The organism is Pseudoalteromonas sp. ABV4_021, assembly GCF_056159365.1.
In genome coordinates, this window is the sequence record NZ_JBSWVB010000001.1 from 122925 (window position 1) to 145370 (window position 22446).

Consider the following 22446-nt stretch of genomic DNA (forward strand, 5'->3'; position numbering starts at 1 on the left):
GTAAGGAAGAAAAGTTATTTAAATAAGTTTTCTACAGTACCCTGAGCAAGCGGGTGATAACCAGGCTTTGCTTTTTGGTAAACCGCAAGTGCCCACTCTTTTTTGCCGTTGGCAATAAGCGCTTTATATAGCGGGACGATTAACTTACGACGGCCAATACCAACAAGGTGTTCTTCCAGTGGCCCATAGATTGGTTGATAACCATTGCCAACGGCAAGCATATACCAAGCAAAGCTTAATTCGTCGTTAGTCGAATGTGTTAAGTCATAGGCTTTATCTAGTTGGGTCATTTTATCAATTGATAAATCACGTGGTAGATTATTGATAAAGTGAAGCCATTCATGCACGGTCCAATTGTTTGTCGGCAACGCTTGTACGTCACCATTCTCTAGCCATACTTTTGATGCAGCATCTACGTTGATAAAGGCATTTGATGTTGGATTGGGTGCATCAGCAGGTAAACCTGGTTGGTGGATCCATTCTTTTGCTTTTTCTACTGATACAATACCAGGGTATTTGTTTAGTAGGTTTTCAGCGAGATACTTCTCAAATTCAGCTGTGGTAAGCGATTTAAATGAATATTCGTTAAAGTATGAACGCACAAACTCGTCAAAACGATTGCGGCCAAATTTTTCTTCTAGGTAAATCAAAAATAGCATACCTTTAATGTAAGGTACTTTGCTGAACGCATCATCCGGATCGCGGCCATTTAATTTTAGGTTTAATCGCGTATCACCTTGGTCTAAGTTCGGCATTTGGCCTTTCAGAGCAGCGGTATCGAGTGCCTGTTCCATCACTGCGCGGTCACGACCAAACACTTCTTCCATAATGCGGTTTTCTACGTATGAAGTGAAACCTTCATTCAGCCATAGATCTTCCCAAGTAGCATTTGTAACAAGGTTACCCGACCATGAGTGAGCAAGTTCATGCGCAATCAGGTTTACAAGACTTTTATCACCAGCAACAACGGTTGGGGTAATAAATGAAAGACGTGGATTTTCCATACCACCAAATGGGAAGCTTGGCGGCAACATTAATAAGTCGTAACGACCCCATGCATATTCACCGTAGATAGCATTGGTTTTCTCAATCATGGTTTGCGTATCATTAAACTCAGCAACCGATGCATCAAGAATTGTTGGCTCTGCAAAAATCGCGGTTTGATGCGACATTTCTTTGTATTCTAAATTACCTGCGCCAATCGCAATTAAGTAAGGAGGAATGGCTTGTGGCATGGTGAACTGATAATCACCGTCTTTAATAAATGCGTCGGTGTTATCAGCACTCATTACCGCACGAACATCTTTTGGCGTTTGAATGCGTGCAGTGTATGTTACACGCATCGCAGGTGTATCTTGTACCGGGATCCAACTACGCGCATGAATTGCTTGTGATTGGCTGTACATAAATGGCTGTGTTTTAGTTGCGGTTTGCTCAGGTGTTAACCACTGTAAGCCAGACGCTTGTGGCAAGCTGTTGTAGTAAACGCGTACTTTCTCGGCTTGATTAGCAAAGTTAATAGTCAGCTTTGAGCCTCTAACGCCATCATCCTTCGCCAGCTGCCAACTTGCTTGACGCCATTTGCCAGCATTGTCTTTGTATAGCACTTTATCAATTTCTAAATCGCGCGTATCTAACACTAACTGGTTCGCATTCTTTTGTTGCCAATCTAACGTATGTTCTGCAAAGCCTTGTAGTTGTTTATTATCAAAGTCGATTTCAAGGTCTAAATGAATGTGTGTAGAAAGAACATCGTTTAAATTACCAAATGTATGCTCGTCATATGCGGCGTGAGAGGTGCCAGATAATGTCATTGCTACTAAGCTAGCAATAGTGGTTAGCTTCATGTGCTTTTCCTAAAACGGGTTGTATACAATTGGCGTCAATAATACGCATTTCTATACGTCGAGTAAAAGAATGCGTTAATATGTGCGTACTTTCATTGTTATTACCTTGAGAATTACTTTTGATTTCATTATCTCAACTCCATACTTTCGCTTTATCGGCATATGCAAAGCGCTTAATACGCATTGAAGACGCCACTGAGCTACAAACAATAGACTGGCAAGCGCCATTTATTGTGCTCGGTGAGGGGAGTAATACGGTATTTGTCGATGATTACCAAGGGGTGATAATTCAAATCGCGAATAAAGGAATAGAGATTTCAGAAAGCACCGACGCGTATATCTTAAACGTTGCCGCCGGTGAAAATTGGCATCAATTAGTGACCGATTGTACGGAGCAGGGTATTTATGGTTTTGAAAATTTGGCGCTTATTCCGGGCACAGTTGGTGCTGCACCGGTACAAAACATTGGTGCGTACGGTGTAGAAGTAAAAGATTTAGTCACAAGTATATCAGGCTACAATATTGAGCTGGATGAATATCAAACATTAACCGCCGCACAGTGCCAATTTGCATATCGAGATTCAATTTTCAAGCATGCCTTGCTAGGCAAGTTTGTGATTACATCGGTTGAGTTTACGCTGACAAAAGCGTGGCAACCTCAATTAGCTTATGGACCATTGCAAGACCTGAATGCGCCAAGTGCGCTACAAGTAATGCAAGCTGTTATTGCAATTCGTTCAAGCAAACTACCCGATCCTGCAGTTGAGGCAAACAGTGGTAGCTTTTTTAAAAATCCTATTGTGCCAAATACGTTAATCGACAGCTTACATAAGCAGTATGAAAATATGCCTACTTACCCCGTTTGCGCAAATACGACAAAATTAGCCGCCGGTTGGTTAATCGAAAAAGCAGGGCTAAAAGGGTTTAAGATGGGCGGTGTGCAGGTGAGTAATAAACAGGCTTTAGTGTTGATTAACACTGGCACTGCAACAAGTGATGAGCTGTTGGCAATGGTAGCGCATATTCAAAGTAAGGTGTTCTCACAATTCGGTGTTGTACTTGAACATGAAGTTCGCCTTGTTGCTAAAACTGGTGAAACCAAAGTTGAGGTTGAAGCATGTCGCAAATAAAAGGCACTAAACTTGCCGTATTGCAAGCGCTGCAAGGGGGCGAGTTTATCTCTGGTCAACATCTTGGTGAGCAACTAGGCATAAGTCGTGCGGCGGTAGCAAAGCATATTAAGTCACTATGTGAGCTCGGCCTAGATATCTATAAAGTAAATAACAAAGGGTATTGTCTTAAACAAGATATCGGTTTGATTGCGAGATCAGTAGTTGAAAACGAATACCAAAAATTATCAGGGCGGATTGGTAACTTCGAAACGTTTGCAAGTATCGACTCTACGAATACTGAGTTAATGCAGCGTATTGCAAGTAAGCAAGCGGTTACATCCGGAACTGTTGTTGTAGCTGAAATGCAAAACGCGGGGCGTGGAAGGCGTGGCCGAGTTTGGCAATCACCCTTTGGCGCTAACCTTTATTACAGCTACTACTGGTTACTTGATGATGGTTTACAAGCTGCTATGGGTGTCAGTGTTGCGGTTGGTTTAGCTGTATTTGATTGCTTACATAAGCTCTATGGCTTGCAAGTTAGTTTAAAATGGCCAAATGATATTTTAGTGAATAACCAAAAGTTAGCAGGGGTATTGGTTGAGTTAGATGGTCAACCAGAAGGACCATGTCATTTAGTTATTGGTATTGGATTAAATATTGCGATGCCGGAAAACGCCAGTGAACATATTGATCAAGCTTGGATTGATCTGAAACGACTTGGCTTGCAAGTGGATAAAAATGTGTTAATCGCTCAGCTTACTTATTGTTTAGAGCAACGGTTAGTCCAGTATCAACTATCAGGGTTAAGTGATATGTGTCAAGAATGGAATAATGTTAATGCTTTTGCAGAGCAACTTGTCACGTTAAACACGGGTCAAAAAACTTGGCAAGGAATATGTGTAGGTATTGATCCACAGGGTGGTTTAATTTTACGTCAAGACGGAAATGAAAAAACCTACTATGGCGGGGAAATTTCTGTGCGTAAGGTTATGTAACAATGAAGCTACTTGTTGATGTAGGTAATACCGCACTTAAATTAGCGCTATACGAAAATGATGAAATTACGTTTGTTAGTCAGCACGAGGTTAATTGGCAGGACATTAACCAAGTGCTTATCGCCAGTGTTCGCAGTAATCAGCAACTTGATAATCTAATTAGCGATGCGAATGAGCGCGGGGTTGAAGTGATTACTGCAAAAGTGTCAGCCGAGCACAATGGGGTTAGTTGTGCTTATCAACAGTTTCACAATCTCGGCATTGACCGCTGGCTTGTGGTGCTTGCGGCAGCCCACCTCTATGTGGACCAATCAGCAATTATCGTAGATGCTGGTACAGCAACGACAGTTGACGTATTAGTTGACGGTAAAACACATCAAGGTGGCTGGATTATTCCAGGAATAGACTTGATGATGGAATCAATCACATCGCGCGCGGAAAAAGTATTTGCCAGCGAACAGGTGTCGTTTGAAAATACGGTTGGTATTAATACGCCAGAAGCACTAAGTTATGGTTGTTTAGCAGCCAGTTTAGGTTTGGTTGCGCAAGCAAGGCGCTTATTTGGTGATAATACTCGTGTATTGTGTACAGGTGGTTATGGCAAGCTACTGTCAGATCATCTTGAAAATAGCGAATTCATTGAAGATTTGGTGTTGCGCGGGTTAGTTGCATATGCGAAATAGCGGGATAACCGCATAAAACTGCAGCGATTTGACTAAATCTTCAACGTTTGAACGATATCTTTAACTTTTTTTAAAATAAATGGTTGCATATCGTAAAACCTTGCCTTAGAATCTCGCCCCGTACTTAAGCAGTATACGTGCCGACTTAGCTCAGCTGGTAGAGCAACTGACTTGTAATCAGTAGGTCATCCGTTCGACTCGGATAGTCGGCACCATTTTACTTTCACTATATGAAAGTCTAGCTTTAAAAGAATTTGTGGAGGGGTTCCCGAGCGGCCAAAGGGATCAGACTGTAAATCTGACGGCATTGCCTTCGATGGTTCGAATCCGTCCCCCTCCACCACTTACTCTTGACGGTTAGAGGTAGTTAAGAACAGGTTCCGAAAGCGGGCATCGTATAATGGCTATTACCTCAGCCTTCCAAGCTGATGATGCGGGTTCGATTCCCGCTGCCCGCTCCAGTTTCTGGTGTGCTGATATAGCTCAGTCGGTAGAGCGCACCCTTGGTAAGGGTGAGGTCGGCAGTTCAAATCTGCCTATCAGCACCAGTATCGAGTTCAACCTTTCTTAAATATTTTCCACTTCCTTTAATTTGTCATAAACTTATTCAATTATTTGAATACGTCTGCGCTTGTTGTAGACACTTTTACATGTAATTTTAGTTATATAACTTTATAGGTTCCGTCATGGCAAAAGAAAAGTTTGAACGTTCGAAACCGCACGTAAACGTAGGTACAATCGGCCACGTTGACCACGGTAAAACAACTCTAACAGCAGCAATCACTAACGTACTTGCAAAAGTATACGGTGGTGAAGCGAAAGACTTCGCAGCAATCGATAACGCTCCAGAAGAGCGTGAGCGTGGTATCACAATCTCAACTTCACACGTTGAGTACGATACACCAACTCGTCACTACGCACACGTAGACTGTCCAGGACACGCGGATTATGTTAAAAACATGATCACAGGTGCTGCACAGATGGACGGCGCAATCCTAGTAGTAGCAGCGACTGATGGCCCAATGCCACAGACACGTGAGCACATCCTTCTTTCACGTCAGGTTGGTGTACCTTACATCATCGTATTCATGAACAAATGTGACATGGTTGACGACGAAGAACTACTAGAGCTAGTAGAGATGGAAGTTCGTGAACTTCTTTCTGAGTACGATTTCCCAGGTGACGACCTACCACTAATCCAAGGTTCAGCTCTTAAAGCACTAGAAGGCGAGAAAGAGTGGGAAGACAAGATTGTTGAGCTTGCAGAAGCACTAGATTCTTACATCCCAGAGCCAGAGCGTGACATCGATAAGCCATTCATCATGCCTATCGAAGACGTATTCTCAATCCAGGGTCGTGGTACAGTAGTAACAGGCCGTGTTGAAGCTGGTATCATCAACGTGAACGACGAAGTAGAAATCGTAGGTATTAAAGAAACTACAACTACTACTTGTACGGGTGTTGAAATGTTCCGTAAGCTTCTAGACGAAGGTCGTGCGGGTGAGAACATTGGTGCACTTCTACGTGGTACTAAGCGTGATGAAGTTGAGCGTGGTCAGGTTCTATGTAAGCCTGGTTCAATCAAGCCACACACTAAGTTCACTTCAGAAGTATACGTACTATCTAAAGATGAAGGTGGTCGTCACACGCCATTCTTCAAAGGCTACCGTCCACAGTTCTACTTCCGTACAACTGACGTAACTGGTGATATCCAATTACCAGATGGCGTAGAAATGGTAATGCCAGGCGACAACATCAAGATGACTGTTGAGCTAATCGTTCCAATCGCGATGGACGAAGGTCTACGTTTCGCGATCCGTGAAGGTGGCCGTACAGTAGGTGCTGGTGTTGTAGCAACTATCGAAGACTAATTCTTGATAGTTAATGCATAAGCATTGAAAAACCCGCGTAAATTGTTACGCGGGTTTTTTTCATTTTTAACATTCGCAGTGGTGTTGTGCTTTTTTTGAACGTTGATTGTTCAAGCTGTAAACAGCTGAATGTAAAACTCAAAGCTTAAATAAGCTAAAAAATGTACATTTTATTGCTGTAAATAAGCCACTATTAGATGATGTTGTCATCAACTAGTGTTATACTCCGCGCGAAAAATTTTAATTAATTAGAGTAAAGAAATGGCTGATTTATCTAAGTACAGAAATATCGGTATTTTTGCCCACGTAGATGCGGGTAAAACGACTACAACAGAACGTATCCTTAAGTTAACTGGTAAAATCCACAAAACTGGTGAGGTTCACGATGGTGAATCAACAACTGACTTCATGGAACAGGAAGCTGAGCGTGGTATTACAATCCAGTCAGCAGCTGTAACGTGTGAGTGGAAAGGTCACCGTTTAAACGTAATCGATACTCCTGGACACGTTGACTTCACAGTTGAAGTATATCGTTCACTTAAAGTTCTTGACGGTGGTATCGGTGTATTCTGTGGTTCTGGTGGTGTTGAGCCTCAGTCAGAAACTAACTGGCGTTACGCTAACGAATCAGAAGTTGCTCGTTGTATCTTCGTAAACAAGCTAGACCGTATGGGTGCTGACTTCTACCGCGTTGTAGGTCAAGTTGAGAAAGTACTTGGTGCTAACCCACTAGTTATGACACTACCAATTGGTATCGAAGACGAATTCTGTGGTGTTGTAGACGTTCTAGAGAAAAAAGCATACGTTTGGGACGAGACAGGTCTTCCTGAAAACTATGAAGTACAAGACGTTCCAGCTGACATGGTTGACAAAGTTGAAGAATACCATGAGATGCTTATCGAGTCTGCTGTTGAGCAAGACGACGATCTAATGGAAGCGTACATGGAAGGTGAAATCCCTTCACTAGAGCAAATCAAAGCGTGTATCCGTAAAGGTACTCGTGAACTAGCATTCTTCCCAACTTACTGTGGTTCTGCGTTCAAGAACAAAGGTATGCAGTTAGTACTAGATGCTGTTGTAGATTACCTACCAGCACCAACTGAAGTTGATCCTCAGCCGTTAACTGATAAAGAAACTGGTGAGCCAACAGGTGAAGTTGCAACTGTTTCTGCAGACGAGCCACTAAAAGCGTTAGCGTTCAAAATCATGGACGACCGTTTCGGTGCACTTACGTTCATCCGTATCTACTCAGGTCGCATGAAGAAAGGTGACACAGTTCTTAACTCTGCAACTGGTAAAACAGAGCGTATCGGCCGTATGGTTGAGATGCAAGCTGACGACCGTAACGAAATCACTGAAGCGCAAGCGGGTGACATCATTGCAGTTGTAGGTATGAAGAACGTTCAAACAGGTCACACGCTATGTGATCCTAAGCACGAATGTACTCTTGAAGCGATGATCTTCCCTGATCCGGTAATCTCAATTGCTGTTGCACCTAAAGATAAAGGTGGTAACGAGAAGATGGGTATCGCTATCGGTAAGATGGTTGCAGAAGATCCGTCATTCCAGGTTGAAACTGACGAAGATTCAGGTGAAACAATCCTTAAAGGTATGGGTGAATTACACCTAGACATCAAGGTTGACATCCTTAAGCGTACTTACGGTGTAGACCTAGTTGTTGGTCAGCCTCAGGTTGCTTACCGTGAAACTATCACGCAAGAAATCGAAGACAGCTACACACACAAGAAGCAGTCAGGTGGTTCTGGTCAGTTCGGTAAGATCGATTACCGTATCAAGCCAGGCGAGCAAAACTCAGGCTTCACTTTCTCTTCATCAGTAGTTGGTGGTAACGTTCCTAAGGAATTCTGGCCAGCAGTTGAGAAAGGCTTCGCATCAATGATGGAAGAAGGTGTTCTTGCAGGCTTCCCAGTACTAGACGTTGAAGTTGAACTATTCGACGGTGCTTTCCACGCAGTTGACTCATCAGCAATCGCGTTCGAAATCGCTGCGAAAGGCGCATTCCGTCAGTCTATTCCAAAAGCAGGTCCTCAGCTTCTTGAGCCAATCATGAAAGTTGACGTGTTCACACCAGAAGACAACGTAGGTGACGTAATTGGTGACCTTAACCGTCGTCGTGGTATGATCAAAGACCAAGAAGCTGGCGCAATGGGCGTTCGCATCAAGGGTGAAGTACCGCTTTCAGAAATGTTCGGTTACATCGGTCACCTTCGTACAATTACTTCAGGTCGTGGTCAGTTCTCTATGGAGTTCTCACACTACTCTGCATGTCCAGCAAACGTTGCTGAGACAGTAATTGCTGAACAAAAAGAAAAGAATAAGTAATTAAACTTTTCTAAGTTCTGAAAAAAACCCAGCATTTGCTGGGTTTTTTATTGCCACAAATAAAAAATTGCTGATCTTGAAAATCGCAAAGTTAAGATAATTGCTTAGTGGGCATCTTTTACCCTTGTTTTAAAAGAATTGGTCAGTATAATGGGCATCCACTTTGCAGGGGCGTAGTTCCAATTGGTAGAACAGCGGTCTCCAAAACCGACGGTTACGGGTTCGAGTCCTGTCGCCCCTGCCACTTTAATTCGAAGTCTAAACCTGATAGTTTATTTTCTTATTATTAAGTAGATTATAAAGTTTGGATTTAAGGATTAACCTCGTCTAAGCACCGGGGTTGTTGTGTCTGGTATTAAGGTAAATTAATTATGAGCGCAAATGTAGAAGCTCCATCAAGCTCAATGGATGCATTAAAATGGATTGTAGCAATTGCACTGCTAGCAGGCGCAGTTGTAGGCAATTACATGTTTGAAGATCAATCTGTATTATTACGTGCAGTTGGTGTAGTAGTAGCGATTGCCGCAGGTTTGGGCGTTGCCTCGTTAACGGGTAAAGGACGTGAGTTTATTGCGTTTGCCAAAGAAGCGAAGCTAGAAGTACGTAAAGTGGTGTGGCCAACACGCCAAGAGACGGTTCAAACAACGTTTATCGTAATGATTGCAACAGTAGTAATGGCGCTTATCCTTTGGGGTCTAGACGGTGCATTATTTAGAATTGTTGGCTTTTTAACTGGATTGGAGATCTGATCCCATGGCGGATGAGAACAAAGAAAAGAAACTACGTTGGTACGTAGTACAAGCATTTTCTGGTTTTGAGAAACGCGTAGCTCAAACAATTATTGAGCACATTAAAATCCAAGGCCTAGAAGACAGCTTCGGTGAGGTATTAGTACCGACTGAAGAAGTTGTAGAAATGAAATCAGGCCAAAAACGTCGTTCAGAACGCAAATTCTTCCCAGGTTATGTACTGGTAGAAATGGATATGAACGATGCAAGCTGGCACTTAGTAAATAGCACGCCACGTGTAATGGGTTTCATTGGCGGTACATCTGACCGTCCTGCACCTATCAGCAAAAAAGAAGCTGATCGTATTCTTAACCGTCTGCAAGAAAATGCAGATGCACCTAAGCCGGCTACATTGTTTGAGCCAGGTGAAGTGGTACGTGTTATTGATGGTCCATTTGCTGACTTTAACGGTGTTGTTGAAGAAGTTGATTACGACCGCAGCCGCGTAAAAGTGTCTGTACTTATTTTTGGTCGCTCTACACCGGTAGAATTAGAATTTGGTCAGGTTGAAGCTGACAAATAATTCTTAAATGATCATATTGAAAAAGGCCGCTGGTTAATCTATAATCAGCGGCCTTTTGTTATCTGATGATAGCAAAAGCTAAGAATTTTTTAATTTTGGGAAGCCGCTTGAGTACGTGTCCTCGCACGCACAAGGCTAAGACCCATTAAATGAGGTTATTAAAATGGCAAAGAAAGTTGAAGCTCTAATCAAGCTACAAGTTGCTGCTGGTATGGCTAACCCTAGTCCTCCAGTAGGTCCTGCACTAGGTCAACATGGTGTTAACATCATGGAATTCTGTAAAGCGTTCAACGCACGTACAGAGTCTATCGAGAAAGGTGCACCGGTTCCTGTAATCATTTCTGTTTACAACGACCGTTCATTCACTTTTGATATGAAAACTCCACCTGCATCTTACCTTCTTAAGAAGGCTGCAGGTATCAAGTCTGGTTCTGGCCGTCCTAACACTGAGAAAGTTGGTACTGTAACACGTGCACAACTAGAAGAGATCGTTGAGACTAAACGTCCTGACCTTACTGCTGCTGATATGGACGCAGCTGTACGCACGATTGCAGGTTCTGCACGTGCAATGGGCTTGAATGTAGAAGGGTAATTGAGAATGGCTAAATTAACTAAGCGTATGCGCGTAATCCGCGAAAAAGTTGACGTAACTAAAGAGTACGAAATCAACGAAGCTGTTGCTCTTCTTAAAGAACTAGCTACTGCTAAATTCACTGAAAGTGTTGACGTTGCTGTAAACCTTGGCATCGACGCTCGTAAATCAGACCAAAACGTACGTGGTGCAACTGTACTACCACACGGTACTGGTCGTGAAGTACGTGTTGCTGTATTCACTCAAGGTGCAAATGCAGATGCTGCTAAAGAAGCTGGTGCTGATTTAGTAGGTATGGACGACCTTGCTGAGCAGGTTAAGAAAGGCGAAATGAACTTTGACGTTGTTGTTGCTTCTCCAGATGCAATGCGCGTTGTTGGTCAACTAGGTCAAATCCTAGGTCCACGTGGTCTTATGCCTAACCCTAAAACTGGTACTGTAACACCTAACGTTGCAGAAGCAGTTAAAAACGCTAAAGCTGGTCAGGTTCGTTACCGCAACGACAAGAACGGTATTATCCACACTACTATCGGTAAAGTAGATTTTGATGCAAACCAACTTCAAGAAAACCTTGAAGCGTTAATCATCGCTCTTAAGAAGGCTAAGCCTTCTCAAGCGAAAGGTACTTTCCTTAAGAAAGTAAGCATCTCTACTACGATGGGTGCTGGTGTTGCTGTAGACCAAGCTACTCTAAATACTCAAGTAGTATAATTTAGAGAATAGCGTTTACATGGCGCAAAAATTAGACTATAATTTTGCGCCATTTTGTTGAGTTATGAAGTTTTCTTTAATTCAGCAATAAAACCAAATTCGGGTTGGAGTCTATAATTTCGCGCTTGTTTCAAGCAAAAGCGATAAATTAGGCTTTCGTCCAAGACCGTAGGTGCGAACCATTAGGTATGCTTAATCTCCTACGTAGACGGTGTGAATCCCCAGCAAGATTTTTCCTAATCTTCTGGCTCTCGCCGTAAAAAGCACTTTTAATCTTAATTTTGATTAAAAGATGAGTAAACAGGGGCTTGTCCCCATAGAACCAGGAGTAACACCCATGGCGTTAAATCTTCAAGACAAAAAAGCAATTGTTGCTGAAGTTAACGAAGCTGCCAAAGGTGCTCTTTCTGCAGTTGTTGCAGATTCTCGTGGTGTAACTGTAGATGCTATCACTGCCCTTCGTAAAGAAGCTCGTGAAGCAGGCGTTTGGATGAAGGTTGTTCGTAACACTTTAGCTAAACGTGCTGTTGAAGGTACTGAATATGAGTGTCTAAATGAGTCGCTAGTTGGTCCTAGCTTAATTGCTTTCTCTTCTGAGCACCCAGGTGCTGCAGCGCGTATCTTTAAAGATTTCGCGAAGAAGAATGAAAACTTTGAAGTTAAAACGGCCGCTTTTGAAGGTAACGTTGTGGACGCAGATATGCTTGCTACATTACCAACATACGACGAAGCAGTTGCACGCTTAATGAGCGCTATGAAAGAAGCGTCTGCTGGTAAATTGTGTAAAACAATTGAAGCAGTACGTGTACAGAAAGCTGAGCAAGCTGCTTAATTTTAAGCTGTTTTTTGTTCTTTTTCGGTGTAAAGTATTTTTTGAACCCTTAATGGTTCGTAATTATTAGGAAATTTGAAATGTCTGTATCTAAAGACCAAATCCTTGACGCTATTGCTGAAATGTCAGTAATGGAAGTTGTTGAACTAGTTGAAGCTATGGAAGAGAAGTTCGGCGTAACTGCAGCTGCTGCTGTTGTTGCTGCTGGTCCTGCTGAAGCTGCTGAAGAAAAGACTGAGTTCGACGTAATCTTAGCTGCTGCTGGCGGTAACAAAGTTGCTGCAATCAAAGCTGTACGTGGCGCAACTGGTCTTGGCCTTAAAGAAGCTAAGGCGCTTGTTGAGTCTGCTCCTGCACCAATCAAAGAAGGTGTATCTAAGGAAGAAGCTGAAGCACTTAAGAAAGATCTTGAAGAAGCTGGTGCTGAAGTTGAGATCAAGTAATCTAGCTTATGCTAGATTAGCTGCCTGACCAAAAATCAGGCAAGGGCTGGTGAATTTTTATTCACCGGCCTTTTTGCGCTGTAGAGCTCCGGCTCTGCAATCGCACAATAATTAGCTAAGTTGTTTAATTATTAGTTTTGCAACCAACTGATTTTTAATGTTTTTAGCTAATTAAAAAATTGGTGTTGCAGTATTGGCCACAGTGCCAAGTTAGTCTGTTCATTATTATGAGCAGTTGGGTCAAAAGTCAGCAAGCTGAGGAACCCCATGGCTTACTCTTATTCTGAAAAGAAACGTATCCGTAAGGATTTTGGTAAACGTCCACAAGTGTTGGATGTGCCGTTTCTACTGTCTACGCAGTTAGAATCCTTTAAAAAATTCTTAAGTCCGGACGCAGAAGGCAATCACGGCCTTGAAGCAGCATTCCGTTCTGTTTTCCCGATCAAAAGTTACTCGGGAAATTCTGAGCTACAATACGTAAGTTATCGTATTGGTGAGCCAGTATTTGATGTTAAAGAGTGTCAAATCCGCGGTGTGACTTATTCTGCACCATTACGCGTTAAGCTACGCTTAGTGCTAATGGACAAGGAAGCACCAGGCACAGTTAAAGACATTAAAGAACAAGAAGTATATATGGGCGAAATTCCGCTCATGACCGATACTGGTACTTTTGTGATCAATGGTACTGAGCGTGTAATCGTTTCTCAGCTACATCGTTCACCAGGTGTATTCTTCGATAATGACCGTGGTAAAACACACTCGTCGGGTAAAGTTTTATATAATGCACGTGTTATTCCTTACCGTGGTTCTTGGTTAGATTTCGAATTCGATCCAAAAGATAACCTATTCGTACGTATCGACCGTCGTCGTAAACTACCAGCATCTATCATTTTACGCGCACTAGAATATTCAACTGAAGAAATTCTAGATATGTTCTTCGAAACAACAACATTCGAAGTAGCAGACGGTAAAGTATTAATGGAGCTTGTTCCATCACGTTTACGTGGTGAGACTGCGATCTTTGATATTAAAGATCCTTCTGGTGATGTGATTGTTGAATCAGGCCGTCGTATTACGGCGCGTCACATCAAACAACTAGAAAAGAACAACGTTACTCAGCTAGAAGTTCCGCACGAGTACATCATTGATCGTGTTGTAGCGAAAAACTACATCAACGAAGACACAGGTGAAATTGTAGCTGAAGCAAATGCTGAGCTGTCACTTGAGTTAATGGCTGAACTTGTTAAAGCTGGCTTTAACAAGATTGAAACACTGTATATCAACGAAGTTGATAGCGGTGCATACATGTCAGAAACTGTACGTGTTGACCCAACAAATGATCGTTTAGAAGCGCTTGTTGAAATCTACCGCATGATGCGTCCTGGTGAGCCACCAACGCGTGATGCAGCAGAAGCACTATTCGATAACTTATTCTTCTCTGAAGAGCGTTATGACCTATCACAAGTTGGTCGTATGAAATTCAACAGCCGTGTTGGTCACGAAGAAGGTTACGGTGCAGGTACACTAAGTAAAGAAGATATCGTTGCAGTTATGAAGGTTCTAATCGACATTCGTAACGGTAAAGGTGACGTAGATGATATCGACCACTTAGGTAACCGTCGTATTCGTTCTGTGGGTGAAATGGCAGAAAACCAATTCCGTGTTGGTTTAGTACGTGTTGAGCGTGCAGTACGTGAGCGTTTAAGCTTAGGTGATCTTGATGCTGTAATGCCACAAGACCTAATCAATGCTAAGCCTATTTCTGCAGCGGTTAAAGAATTCTTCGGTTCATCGCAGTTATCTCAGTTTATGGACCAAAACAACCCGCTTTCAGAAGTAACGCACAAACGTCGTATCTCTGCATTAGGTCCAGGTGGTCTAACGCGTGAACGCGCAGGCTTCGAAGTACGTGACGTTCACGTAACTCACTACGGTCGTGTATGTCCAATCGAAACGCCTGAAGGTCCGAACATCGGTCTAATCAACTCGCTTTCAACATACGCACGTACTAACGACTATGGTTTCTTAGAAACTCCATACCGTAAAGTAATTGACGGCGTTGTAACTGACGAAGTTGATTACCTATCTGCAATCGAAGAAGGCCAGTTTGTAATTGCGCAGGCAAATGCAAACTTAACTGAAGAAAACCGTTTTGTTGATGAGCAAATCCCATGTCGTCACAAAGGTGAATCAACCTTTATGCCTAGCGACAGCATTCAATATATGGATGTATCGCCACAACAGGTTATCTCAGTTGCAGCAGCACTTATCCCATTCCTAGAACACGATGATGCGAACCGTGCACTAATGGGATCGAACATGCAGCGTCAAGCAGTACCAACATTACGCGCAGACAAGCCGTTAGTAGGTACAGGTATCGAGCGTACACTTGCGAAAGATTCAGGTGTAACAATCGTTGCTAAGCGTGGCGGTGTAGTTGATTACGCTGATGCAAGCCGTATCGTTGTAAACGTAAATGAAGATGAGCGCGTTCCAGGTGAAGCGGGTATCGACATTTATAACCTAACTAAGTACACACGTTCTAACCAGAACACCTGTATCAATCAAAAACCAACGTGTATGGTTGGTGAGCCGGTCGTTCGTGGTGATGTACTTGCAGATGGTCCTTCGACTGACTTAGGTGATTTAGCACTTGGTCAAAACCTTCGCGTGGCATTCATGCCATGGAATGGTTATAACTTCGAGGATTCAATCTTACTATCAGAGCGTGTAGTTGAGGAAGATCGTCTAACTACGATTCATATTCAAGAACTACAGTGTATCGCGCGTGATACCAAGTTAGGTCCAGAAGAAATTACAGCTGATATTCCTAACGTAGGTGAATCAGCACTTGGCAAACTTGATGAATCGGGTGTTGTATACATCGGTGCTGAAGTTAAAGGCGGTGACATCTTAGTTGGTAAAGTAACTCCTAAAGGTGAAACACAGCTAACTCCTGAAGAAAAGCTACTACGTGCTATCTTCGGTGAAAAAGCGTCTGACGTTAAAGATAGTTCATTACGTGTACCAAACTCAGTATCTGGCACGGTAATCGACGTTCAAGTATTTACTCGCGATGGTGTTGAAAAAGACAAGCGCGCACTTGAAATCGAAGAGATGCAAGTTCGTGAAGCGAAGAAAGACTTCAACGAAGAATTTAAGATCCTTGAAGAAGGTGTCTTAAGCCGTGCTCGTAAGCTACTTATCGCTGCTGGTATGGATGAAGCATCACTTGCAGGTCTTGCTGCAGACAAGCTACTAACGCAAAGCCTAGCTGATGAAGCACAACAAGGCGAGTTAGAGCAACTAGCTGAACAGTATGACGAATTAAAAGCTGATTACGACAAGCGCTTCGAAACTAAGCGTCGTAAGATCACACAAGGTGACGATTTAGCACCAGGTGTTCTTAAGATTGTTAAAGTTTACCTAGCTGTTAAACGTCGTATTCAACCGGGTGATAAAATGGCAGGTCGTCACGGTAACAAAGGTGTTATCTCGACAATCGTACCAGTAGAAGATATGCCTTACGATGACCGTGGTCGTACCGTAGACATCGTTCTTAACCCGCTAGGTGTACCATCACGTATGAACATCGGTCAGATCTTAGAAACACATATGGGTCTGGCTGCACGTGGTATCGGTGAACGCCTAGAAGACATGATGAAAGAACAGCGAGAACTTCACGAATTACGTGAATTCATTGCTAAAGCTTACGCATTAGGTGACTGTCGTCAGAAAGTTGATATTGCAAGCTTCTCTGATGATGAAATCCGTCGCTTAGCTGAAAACCTAAAAGGCGGTTTACCAATCGCAACTCCAGCGTTTGACGGTGCAAAAGAAAGTGAAATCAAAGAACTACTTGAGCTAGGTGGATACCCTTCAAGTGGTCAGGTAACACTTTATGACGGTCGTACTGGTGATGAGTTTGAGCGTAAAGTAACGGTAGGTTACATGTACATGCTGAAACTAAACCACTTAGTAGATGACAAGATGCACGCTCGTTCGACTGGTTCTTACAGCCTAGTAACTCAGCAGCCACTTGGTGGTAAAGCTCAGTTCGGTGGTCAGCGTTTCGGTGAGATGGAGGTATGGGCACTAGAAGCATACGGTGCTGCTTACACACTACAAGAAATGCTTACTGTTAAGTCGGATGACGTTAACGGTCGTACTAAGATGTATAAGAACATCGTAGACGGAAACCACAAGATGGAACCTGGTATGCCAGAATCGTTCAACGTATTGTTGAAAGAGATCCGCTCACTAGGTATCAACATCGAGCTGGAAGAAGAATAAGCCGATTAGGCGCTGCTTTGTAGACACAGAGTAAAGCGCCTTTCGCGAACGAATAGCTGGGGTGGCTAAAATGGACCGCCCCCAAGATTAACCTCCTTTAGGAGAGCTAAGGTGAAAGACTTACTTAAGTTTCTGAAGCAACAAAACAAGACCGAAGAGTTTGATGCGATCCGCATCGGTCTAGCTTCGCCAGATATGGTACGTTCATGGTCATTTGGTGAGGTAAAGAAACCTGAGACAATCAACTACCGTACTTTCAAGCCTGAGCGCGACGGCTTATTCTGTGCTCGTATTTTCGGCCCAGTAAAAGACTATGAGTGTTTATGTGGTAAATATAAGCGCTTAAAGCACCGTGGTGTTATTTGTGAAAAGTGTGGCGTAGAAGTTACATTAACTAAGGTTCGTCGTGACCGTATGGGTCATATCGAGCTAGCTAGCCCTGTAGCGCACATTTGGTTCCTTAAATCATTACCGTCTCGTATCGGCCTAATGTTAGACATGACATTACGTGATATCGAGCGCGTACTTTACTTCGAATCATTCGTAGTAACAGAGCCAGGTATGACAACGCTTGAGCGTGGTCAGCTATTAGGTGAAGAAGAATACCTAGATGCATTAGAAGAGCACGGTGATGAGTTCGAAGCGAAGATGGGTGCAGAAGCTGTACTTGATCTACTTCGTGACCTTGACCTTGGTCAGCTAATTGCAGAAATGCGCGAAGAGTTACCAACAATTAACTCTGAAACTAAGCGTAAGAAGATCACTAAGCGTCTTAAGTTGATGGAATCATTCCACCAATCAGGTAACAACCCTGAGTGGATGATCATGACTGTATTACCAGTTCTTCCACCAGATCTACGTCCACTAGTACCACTAGATGGCGGTCGCTTTGCAACATCTGATCTGAACGATTTATACCGTCGTGTAATCAACCGTAACAACCGTCTGAAGCGTCTTTTAGACTTAGCTGCACCAGACATTATCGTACGCAACGAAAAGCGTATGTTACAAGAAGCGGTAGATGCACTACTTGATAACGGTCGTCGCGGTCGTGCGATCACAGGTTCTAACAAGCGTCCACTTAAGTCGCTTGCAGACATGATCAAAGGTAAGCAAGGTCGTTTCCGTCAAAACCTTCTTGGTAAGCGTGTTGACTACTCAGGTCGTTCTGTAATCACTGTAGGTCCTACCCTGAAACTACACCAGTGTGGTCTTCCTAAGAAAATGGCACTCGAGCTATTCAAGCCATTTATCTACGGTAAATTAGAGCGCCGCGGTATGGCGACTACTATCAAAGCTGCGAAGAAGATGGTAGAGCGCGAAGTACCTGAAGTTTGGGATATCCTTGATGAAGTAATTCGTGAGCACCCGGTTCTACTTAACCGTGCACCAACACTTCACCGTCTTGGTATCCAAGCGTTTGAACCAGTTTTAATCGAAGGTAAAGCGATTCACCTACACCCATTAGTGTGTGCGGCATATAACGCTGACTTCGATGGTGACCAAATGGCGGTACACGTACCGTTAACATTAGAAGCACAGCTAGAAGCACGTGCACTAATGATGTCAACCAATAACATTCTTTCACCAGCGAACGGTGAGCCAATCATCGTACCTTCACAGGACGTTGTATTAGGTCTTTACTACATGACGCGCGATCGCATTAATGCGAACGGTGAAGGTTTAGTATTTAAAGACGCGAAAGAAGCTGAGAAAGCATACCGCACAGGTGTTGCTGACTTACACGCACGCGTTAAAGTTCGTTTAACTGAAACGGTTATCAGCGAAGAAGGCGACAAGAGCGAAATTACACACCTAGTTGAAACAACAGTAGGTCGTGCGATTTTCTCACTTATCATGCCTAAAGGCTTACCATTTGAACTTGTTAACAAGGCAATGGGTAAGAAGCAGATTTCAGGTCTTCTTAACGAGTGTTACCGTCGTCTAGGTCTAAAAGACACAGTAGTGTTTGCTGACCAAGTAATGTACACAGGTTTCCACTACGCGATGAAGTCGGGTGTTTCTATCGGTATTAACGATATGGAAATCCCACCAGTTAAAGCTGAAATCATCGACGCTGCTGAAGCAGAAGTTAACGAAATTAACCAACAGTTCCAGTCTGGTCTTGTAACTGCAGGTGAAAAGTACAACAAAGTTATCGATATCTGGTCACGTGTAAATGAAAACTTATCACGTGAAATGATGGCAAACTTATCAAAAGATACTGTAATCAACGCTGAAGGTGTTGAGGAAGAGCAAGATTCATTCAACTCAGTATTTATGATGGCTGACTCAGGTGCACGTGGTAGCGCCGCTCAGATCCGTCAGTTAGCTGGTATGCGTGGTCTAATGGCACGTCCAGATGGTTCAATCATCGAAACACCAATCACGGCGAACTTCCGTGAAGGTCTAAACGTACTACAGTACTTCATCTCGACGCACGGTGCGCGTAAAGGTCTTGCCGATACAGCACTTAAGACAGCGAACTCGGGTTACCTAACGCGTCGTCTAGTAGACGTTGCACAAGACTTAGTAATCAACGAGCAAGACTGTGGTACTGAAGATGGTCTAACAATGAAGCCGCTAATTGAAGGTGGTGACGTTGTAGAACCGCTACGCGAACGTGTATTAGGTCGTGTAGTTGCAGAAGACGTATTAAAGCCAGGTACTGAAGAAGTACTTGTTGAGCGTAACGTAATGCTTGACGAAAAACTGTGTGACCTTTTAGAAGAGAACTCAGTGGACGAAGTACGCGTACGTTCAGTTATCACATGTGATAACGACTTTGGTGTATGTGCTAACTGTTACGGTCGTGACCTTGCACGCGGTCACCTAATTAATCCAGGTGAATCAGTAGGTGTTATCGCAGCTCAATCAATCGGTGAGCCGGGTACACAGCTTACGATGCGTACCTTCCACATCGGTGGTGCGGCATCTCGAGCGTCTGCAGAGAACAGCGTACAAGTTAAGAACAACGGTAGCTTGAAGTTACACAATGCGAAATACGTTCTTAACTCAGATGGTAAGATTGTAATTACATCTCGTTCAACTGAAATCACAGTTATCGACGAGCACGGTCGTGAGAAAGAGCGTTATAAAGTACCTTACGGTGCGGTTCTTTCAGTACAAGATGGTGCTGACGTTGCTGGTAACGATATCGTTGCGACATGGGATCCGCATAGTCACCCAATCATTGTTGAACACGAATCAAAAGTTCAGTTCAGCGACATTGATGACTCAAACGTAGAATCGCAAACAGACGAACTAACTGGTCTTACGCGTATGGTTGTTAAAGACCTTGCGAAAGTTAACGCGAAAGAGCCTAAGTTAATCATCGAAAACGATGAGCGCGGTCTTCAAGAAATTCGTATTCCTTCATTCACTACAATTGAAGTGACTGATGGTTCAACGGTTGCGGCTGGTGCAGTATTAGCACGTATCCCGCAAGAAGGTTCGAAGACACGCGATATCACCGGTGGTCTACCACGAGTTGCTGACTTATTTGAAGCGCGTAAGCCGAAAGATCCAGCAATTCTTGCAGAAATCACAGGTACAGTTAGTTTCGGTAAAGAAACTAAAGGTAAGAAACGCTTAGTTATTACACCAGAGCAAGGTGATGCATACGAAGAGATGATTCCTAAATGGCGTCAGCTTAACGTGTTCGAAGGTGAATCAGTATCGAAAGGTGAAGTTATCGCCGACGGTCCAGAGTCGCCACACGATATCCTTCGCCTACGTGGTGTAACAGATGTTGCTAACTACATCGTAAACGAAGTACAAGAAGTATACCGTTTACAAGGTGTAAAAATTAACGATAAGCACATCGAAACTATCATTCGTCAGATGATCCGTAAGTGCATCATCCTAGACGGTGGTGATACAGAATTCCTAGCAGGTGAACAAGTTGAAGTGGCGCGCGTTAATATCGCAAACCGTGATCTTGAAGAGCAAGGTAAGATCCCAGCTAAATTTGAAATTCAGCTAATGGGTATTACTAAAGCATCACTTGCGACAGAATCATTCATTTCTGCAGCATCATTCCAAGAGACAACTCGTGTTCTTACTGATGCAGCAGTAAATGGTAAGAGCGATGAATTACGTGGTCTTAAAGAAAACGTAATTGTAGGTCGCTTGATTCCGGCGGGTACTGGTTTTGCCTACCACCAAGACCGTATCAATCGTCGCAAACAAGGTGAAAGTGTTGAAGAGCAAACAGTTAGTGTAGATGAAGCATCACAAGCACTAACCGATGCACTTAATGCTGGCATCGAAGGCGAGCAAGAATAACCTTAATCGCAACTCGCACATATAGCCTAAATTTCGGGCTATATGTGCAGTTTATGTTGACAGGTTAAACTTTGCTCATTAAAATTCCGCCACCCTTTTGCTCAGTGAAGTAAAAGGGCGGATTTTTTTCAGTAGTTTAATTTATTAGGAGCTATTTAATGGCAACTATCAACCAGCTAGTGCGTAAGCCACGTCGCAGCAAGGTTAAATCAAATAACTCAGCTGCGCTTAAGGCTTGTCCTCAAAAGCGTGGCGTATGTACTCGTGTATATACAACAACACCTAAGAAACCAAACTCGGCTCTACGTAAAGTAGCGCGTGTTCGTTTAACGAACGGTTTCGAAGTAACTTCATACATCGGTGGTGAAGGTCACAACCTTCAAGAGCACAGTGTAATTCTTATCCGTGGTGGTCGTGTTAAAGACTTACCAGGTGTACGTTTCCACACTGTTCGCGGTGCACTTGACTGTGCAGGCGTTAACGACCGTCGTCAAGGTCGTTCTAAGTACGGTGCTAAGCGCCCTAAGGGCTAATGGTTCTCCGTTAGTAAGGCCAAGCACTTAAATTTGTAATTAATATTGTTTTGGGGATTCGCTGAAGTAAAGCGGACCTGAAGAAATCGGAGAGATTAAAATGCCTAGAAGACGCGTAATAGGTCAACGTAAAATTCTTCCAGATCCGAAGTTCGGATCAGAGCTTCTTGCTAAATTCGTTAACGTAGTAATGTTAGACGGTAAGAAGTCAACTGCTGAAAAAATCGTATATGGTGCGCTAGACGTGGCTGCTGAGAAATCAGGCAAGTCGCACCTAGAAATCTTCGAATCGGCACTTGAAAATGTTCGTCCACAGGTAGAGGTTAAATCTCGCCGTGTTGGTGGTTCAACATACCAAGTACCAGTAGAAGTACGCCCAGTTCGTCGCAACGCATTAGGTATGCGTTGGTTAGTTGAAGCAGCTCGTAAGCGTGGTGAAAAATCAATGGGCTTACGTCTTGCACAAGAAATGATTGATGCTGCTGAAAACAAAGGCACTGCGGTTAAGAAACGTGAAGACGTTCACCGTATGGCTGAAGCGAACAAGGCATTCGCTCACTACCGTTGGTAGTAAGCTCTTAAGTTTTAAGAGG

Annotated in this window: 16 protein-coding genes and 5 tRNA genes; 20 read left to right on the top strand and 1 reads right to left on the bottom strand. The window is 43.3% G+C overall.

Translation table 11 applies throughout. The annotated features are described in order from the left end of the window. Positions 1-14 precede the first annotated feature (14 nt). Positions 15-1814 carry a M1 family metallopeptidase gene (locus ACXAFE_RS00575; RefSeq protein ID WP_475153579.1) on the bottom strand — a complete coding sequence of 600 codons (1800 nt, stop codon included), beginning with the start codon at positions 1812-1814 and terminating at the stop codon, positions 15-17. Positions 1815-1966: 152 nt separating this feature from the next. On the opposite strand from ACXAFE_RS00575, the gene murB reads away from it, so the two are divergent. The 20 genes from murB to rpsG all read left to right on the top strand — a co-directional run bounded on the left by murB (position 1967) and on the right by rpsG (position 22424). Next, entirely contained in the window at positions 1967-2977 is a 1011-nt protein-coding gene (gene murB, locus ACXAFE_RS00580) for a UDP-N-acetylmuramate dehydrogenase (protein ID WP_475147038.1), read from the top strand. Beyond that, a complete protein-coding gene (gene birA / locus ACXAFE_RS00585) occupies positions 2965-3954 on the top strand; it encodes a bifunctional biotin--[acetyl-CoA-carboxylase] ligase/biotin operon repressor BirA (protein WP_475147043.1) in 990 nt (329 codons plus the stop codon). The genes murB and birA overlap by 13 nt, the downstream gene beginning before the upstream one ends. A gap of 2 nt (positions 3955-3956) precedes the next feature. After that, positions 3957-4637, top strand: a complete 681-nt coding sequence (locus ACXAFE_RS00590; RefSeq protein WP_475147045.1) for a type III pantothenate kinase — start codon at positions 3957-3959, stop codon at positions 4635-4637. Positions 4638-4776: 139 nt separating this feature from the next. Further along, positions 4777-4852, top strand: a tRNA-Thr gene (locus tag ACXAFE_RS00595). 43 nt (positions 4853-4895) lie between these two features. Further along, positions 4896-4980, top strand: a tRNA-Tyr gene (locus ACXAFE_RS00600). 43 nt (positions 4981-5023) lie between these two features. Next, a tRNA-Gly gene (locus tag ACXAFE_RS00605) sits at positions 5024-5098 on the top strand. An 11-nt stretch (positions 5099-5109) separates the two neighbouring features. Further along, positions 5110-5185: transfer RNA gene (locus tag ACXAFE_RS00610), tRNA-Thr, on the top strand. Positions 5186-5323: 138 nt separating this feature from the next. Then, entirely contained in the window at positions 5324-6508 is a 1185-nt protein-coding gene (tuf, locus tag ACXAFE_RS00615) for an elongation factor Tu (protein WP_138634216.1), read from the top strand. A 261-nt stretch (positions 6509-6769) separates the two neighbouring features. Then, the gene (fusA, locus tag ACXAFE_RS00620; protein ID WP_054981439.1) at positions 6770-8851 is read left to right on the top strand and encodes an elongation factor G; all 2082 of its coding nucleotides are present in this window, start codon (positions 6770-6772) and stop codon (positions 8849-8851) included. Positions 8852-9018: 167 nt separating this feature from the next. Continuing rightward, a tRNA-Trp gene (locus ACXAFE_RS00625) sits at positions 9019-9095 on the top strand. 127 nt (positions 9096-9222) lie between these two features. Beyond that, positions 9223-9600 (top strand): preprotein translocase subunit SecE, encoded by a 378-nt coding sequence (gene secE, locus ACXAFE_RS00630; protein ID WP_010562293.1) that lies wholly within the window; start codon positions 9223-9225, stop codon positions 9598-9600. Between the two features lie 4 nt (positions 9601-9604). Continuing rightward, a complete protein-coding gene (gene nusG / locus ACXAFE_RS00635; RefSeq protein ID WP_010562294.1) occupies positions 9605-10162 on the top strand; it encodes a transcription termination/antitermination protein NusG in 558 nt (185 codons plus the stop codon). Positions 10163-10325: 163 nt separating this feature from the next. Continuing rightward, positions 10326-10754 carry a 50S ribosomal protein L11 gene (rplK, locus tag ACXAFE_RS00640; protein ID WP_010387320.1) on the top strand — a complete coding sequence of 143 codons (429 nt, stop codon included), beginning with the start codon at positions 10326-10328 and terminating at the stop codon, positions 10752-10754. 6 nt (positions 10755-10760) lie between these two features. Further along, positions 10761-11465 (top strand): 50S ribosomal protein L1, encoded by a 705-nt coding sequence (rplA, locus tag ACXAFE_RS00645; protein WP_010562295.1) that lies wholly within the window; start codon positions 10761-10763, stop codon positions 11463-11465. A gap of 337 nt (positions 11466-11802) precedes the next feature. Then, entirely contained in the window at positions 11803-12297 is a 495-nt protein-coding gene (gene rplJ, locus ACXAFE_RS00650) for a 50S ribosomal protein L10 (RefSeq protein WP_054981437.1), read from the top strand. 80 nt (positions 12298-12377) lie between these two features. Then, positions 12378-12740, top strand: a complete 363-nt coding sequence (rplL, locus tag ACXAFE_RS00655) for a 50S ribosomal protein L7/L12 (protein ID WP_010562297.1) — start codon at positions 12378-12380, stop codon at positions 12738-12740. Positions 12741-13007: 267 nt separating this feature from the next. After that, a complete protein-coding gene (gene rpoB / locus ACXAFE_RS00660) occupies positions 13008-17033 on the top strand; it encodes a DNA-directed RNA polymerase subunit beta (RefSeq protein WP_054981436.1) in 4026 nt (1341 codons plus the stop codon). Between the two features lie 111 nt (positions 17034-17144). Continuing rightward, complete coding sequence (gene rpoC, locus ACXAFE_RS00665) at positions 17145-21320, top strand: DNA-directed RNA polymerase subunit beta' (protein ID WP_237131303.1); 4176 nt, start codon at positions 17145-17147, stop codon at positions 21318-21320. 158 nt (positions 21321-21478) lie between these two features. Further along, positions 21479-21853 (top strand): 30S ribosomal protein S12, encoded by a 375-nt coding sequence (gene rpsL, locus ACXAFE_RS00670; protein ID WP_010562300.1) that lies wholly within the window; start codon positions 21479-21481, stop codon positions 21851-21853. A gap of 100 nt (positions 21854-21953) precedes the next feature. Then, complete coding sequence (gene rpsG / locus ACXAFE_RS00675) at positions 21954-22424, top strand: 30S ribosomal protein S7 (RefSeq protein ID WP_010562301.1); 471 nt, start codon at positions 21954-21956, stop codon at positions 22422-22424. Positions 22425-22446: the final 22 nt, after the last annotated feature.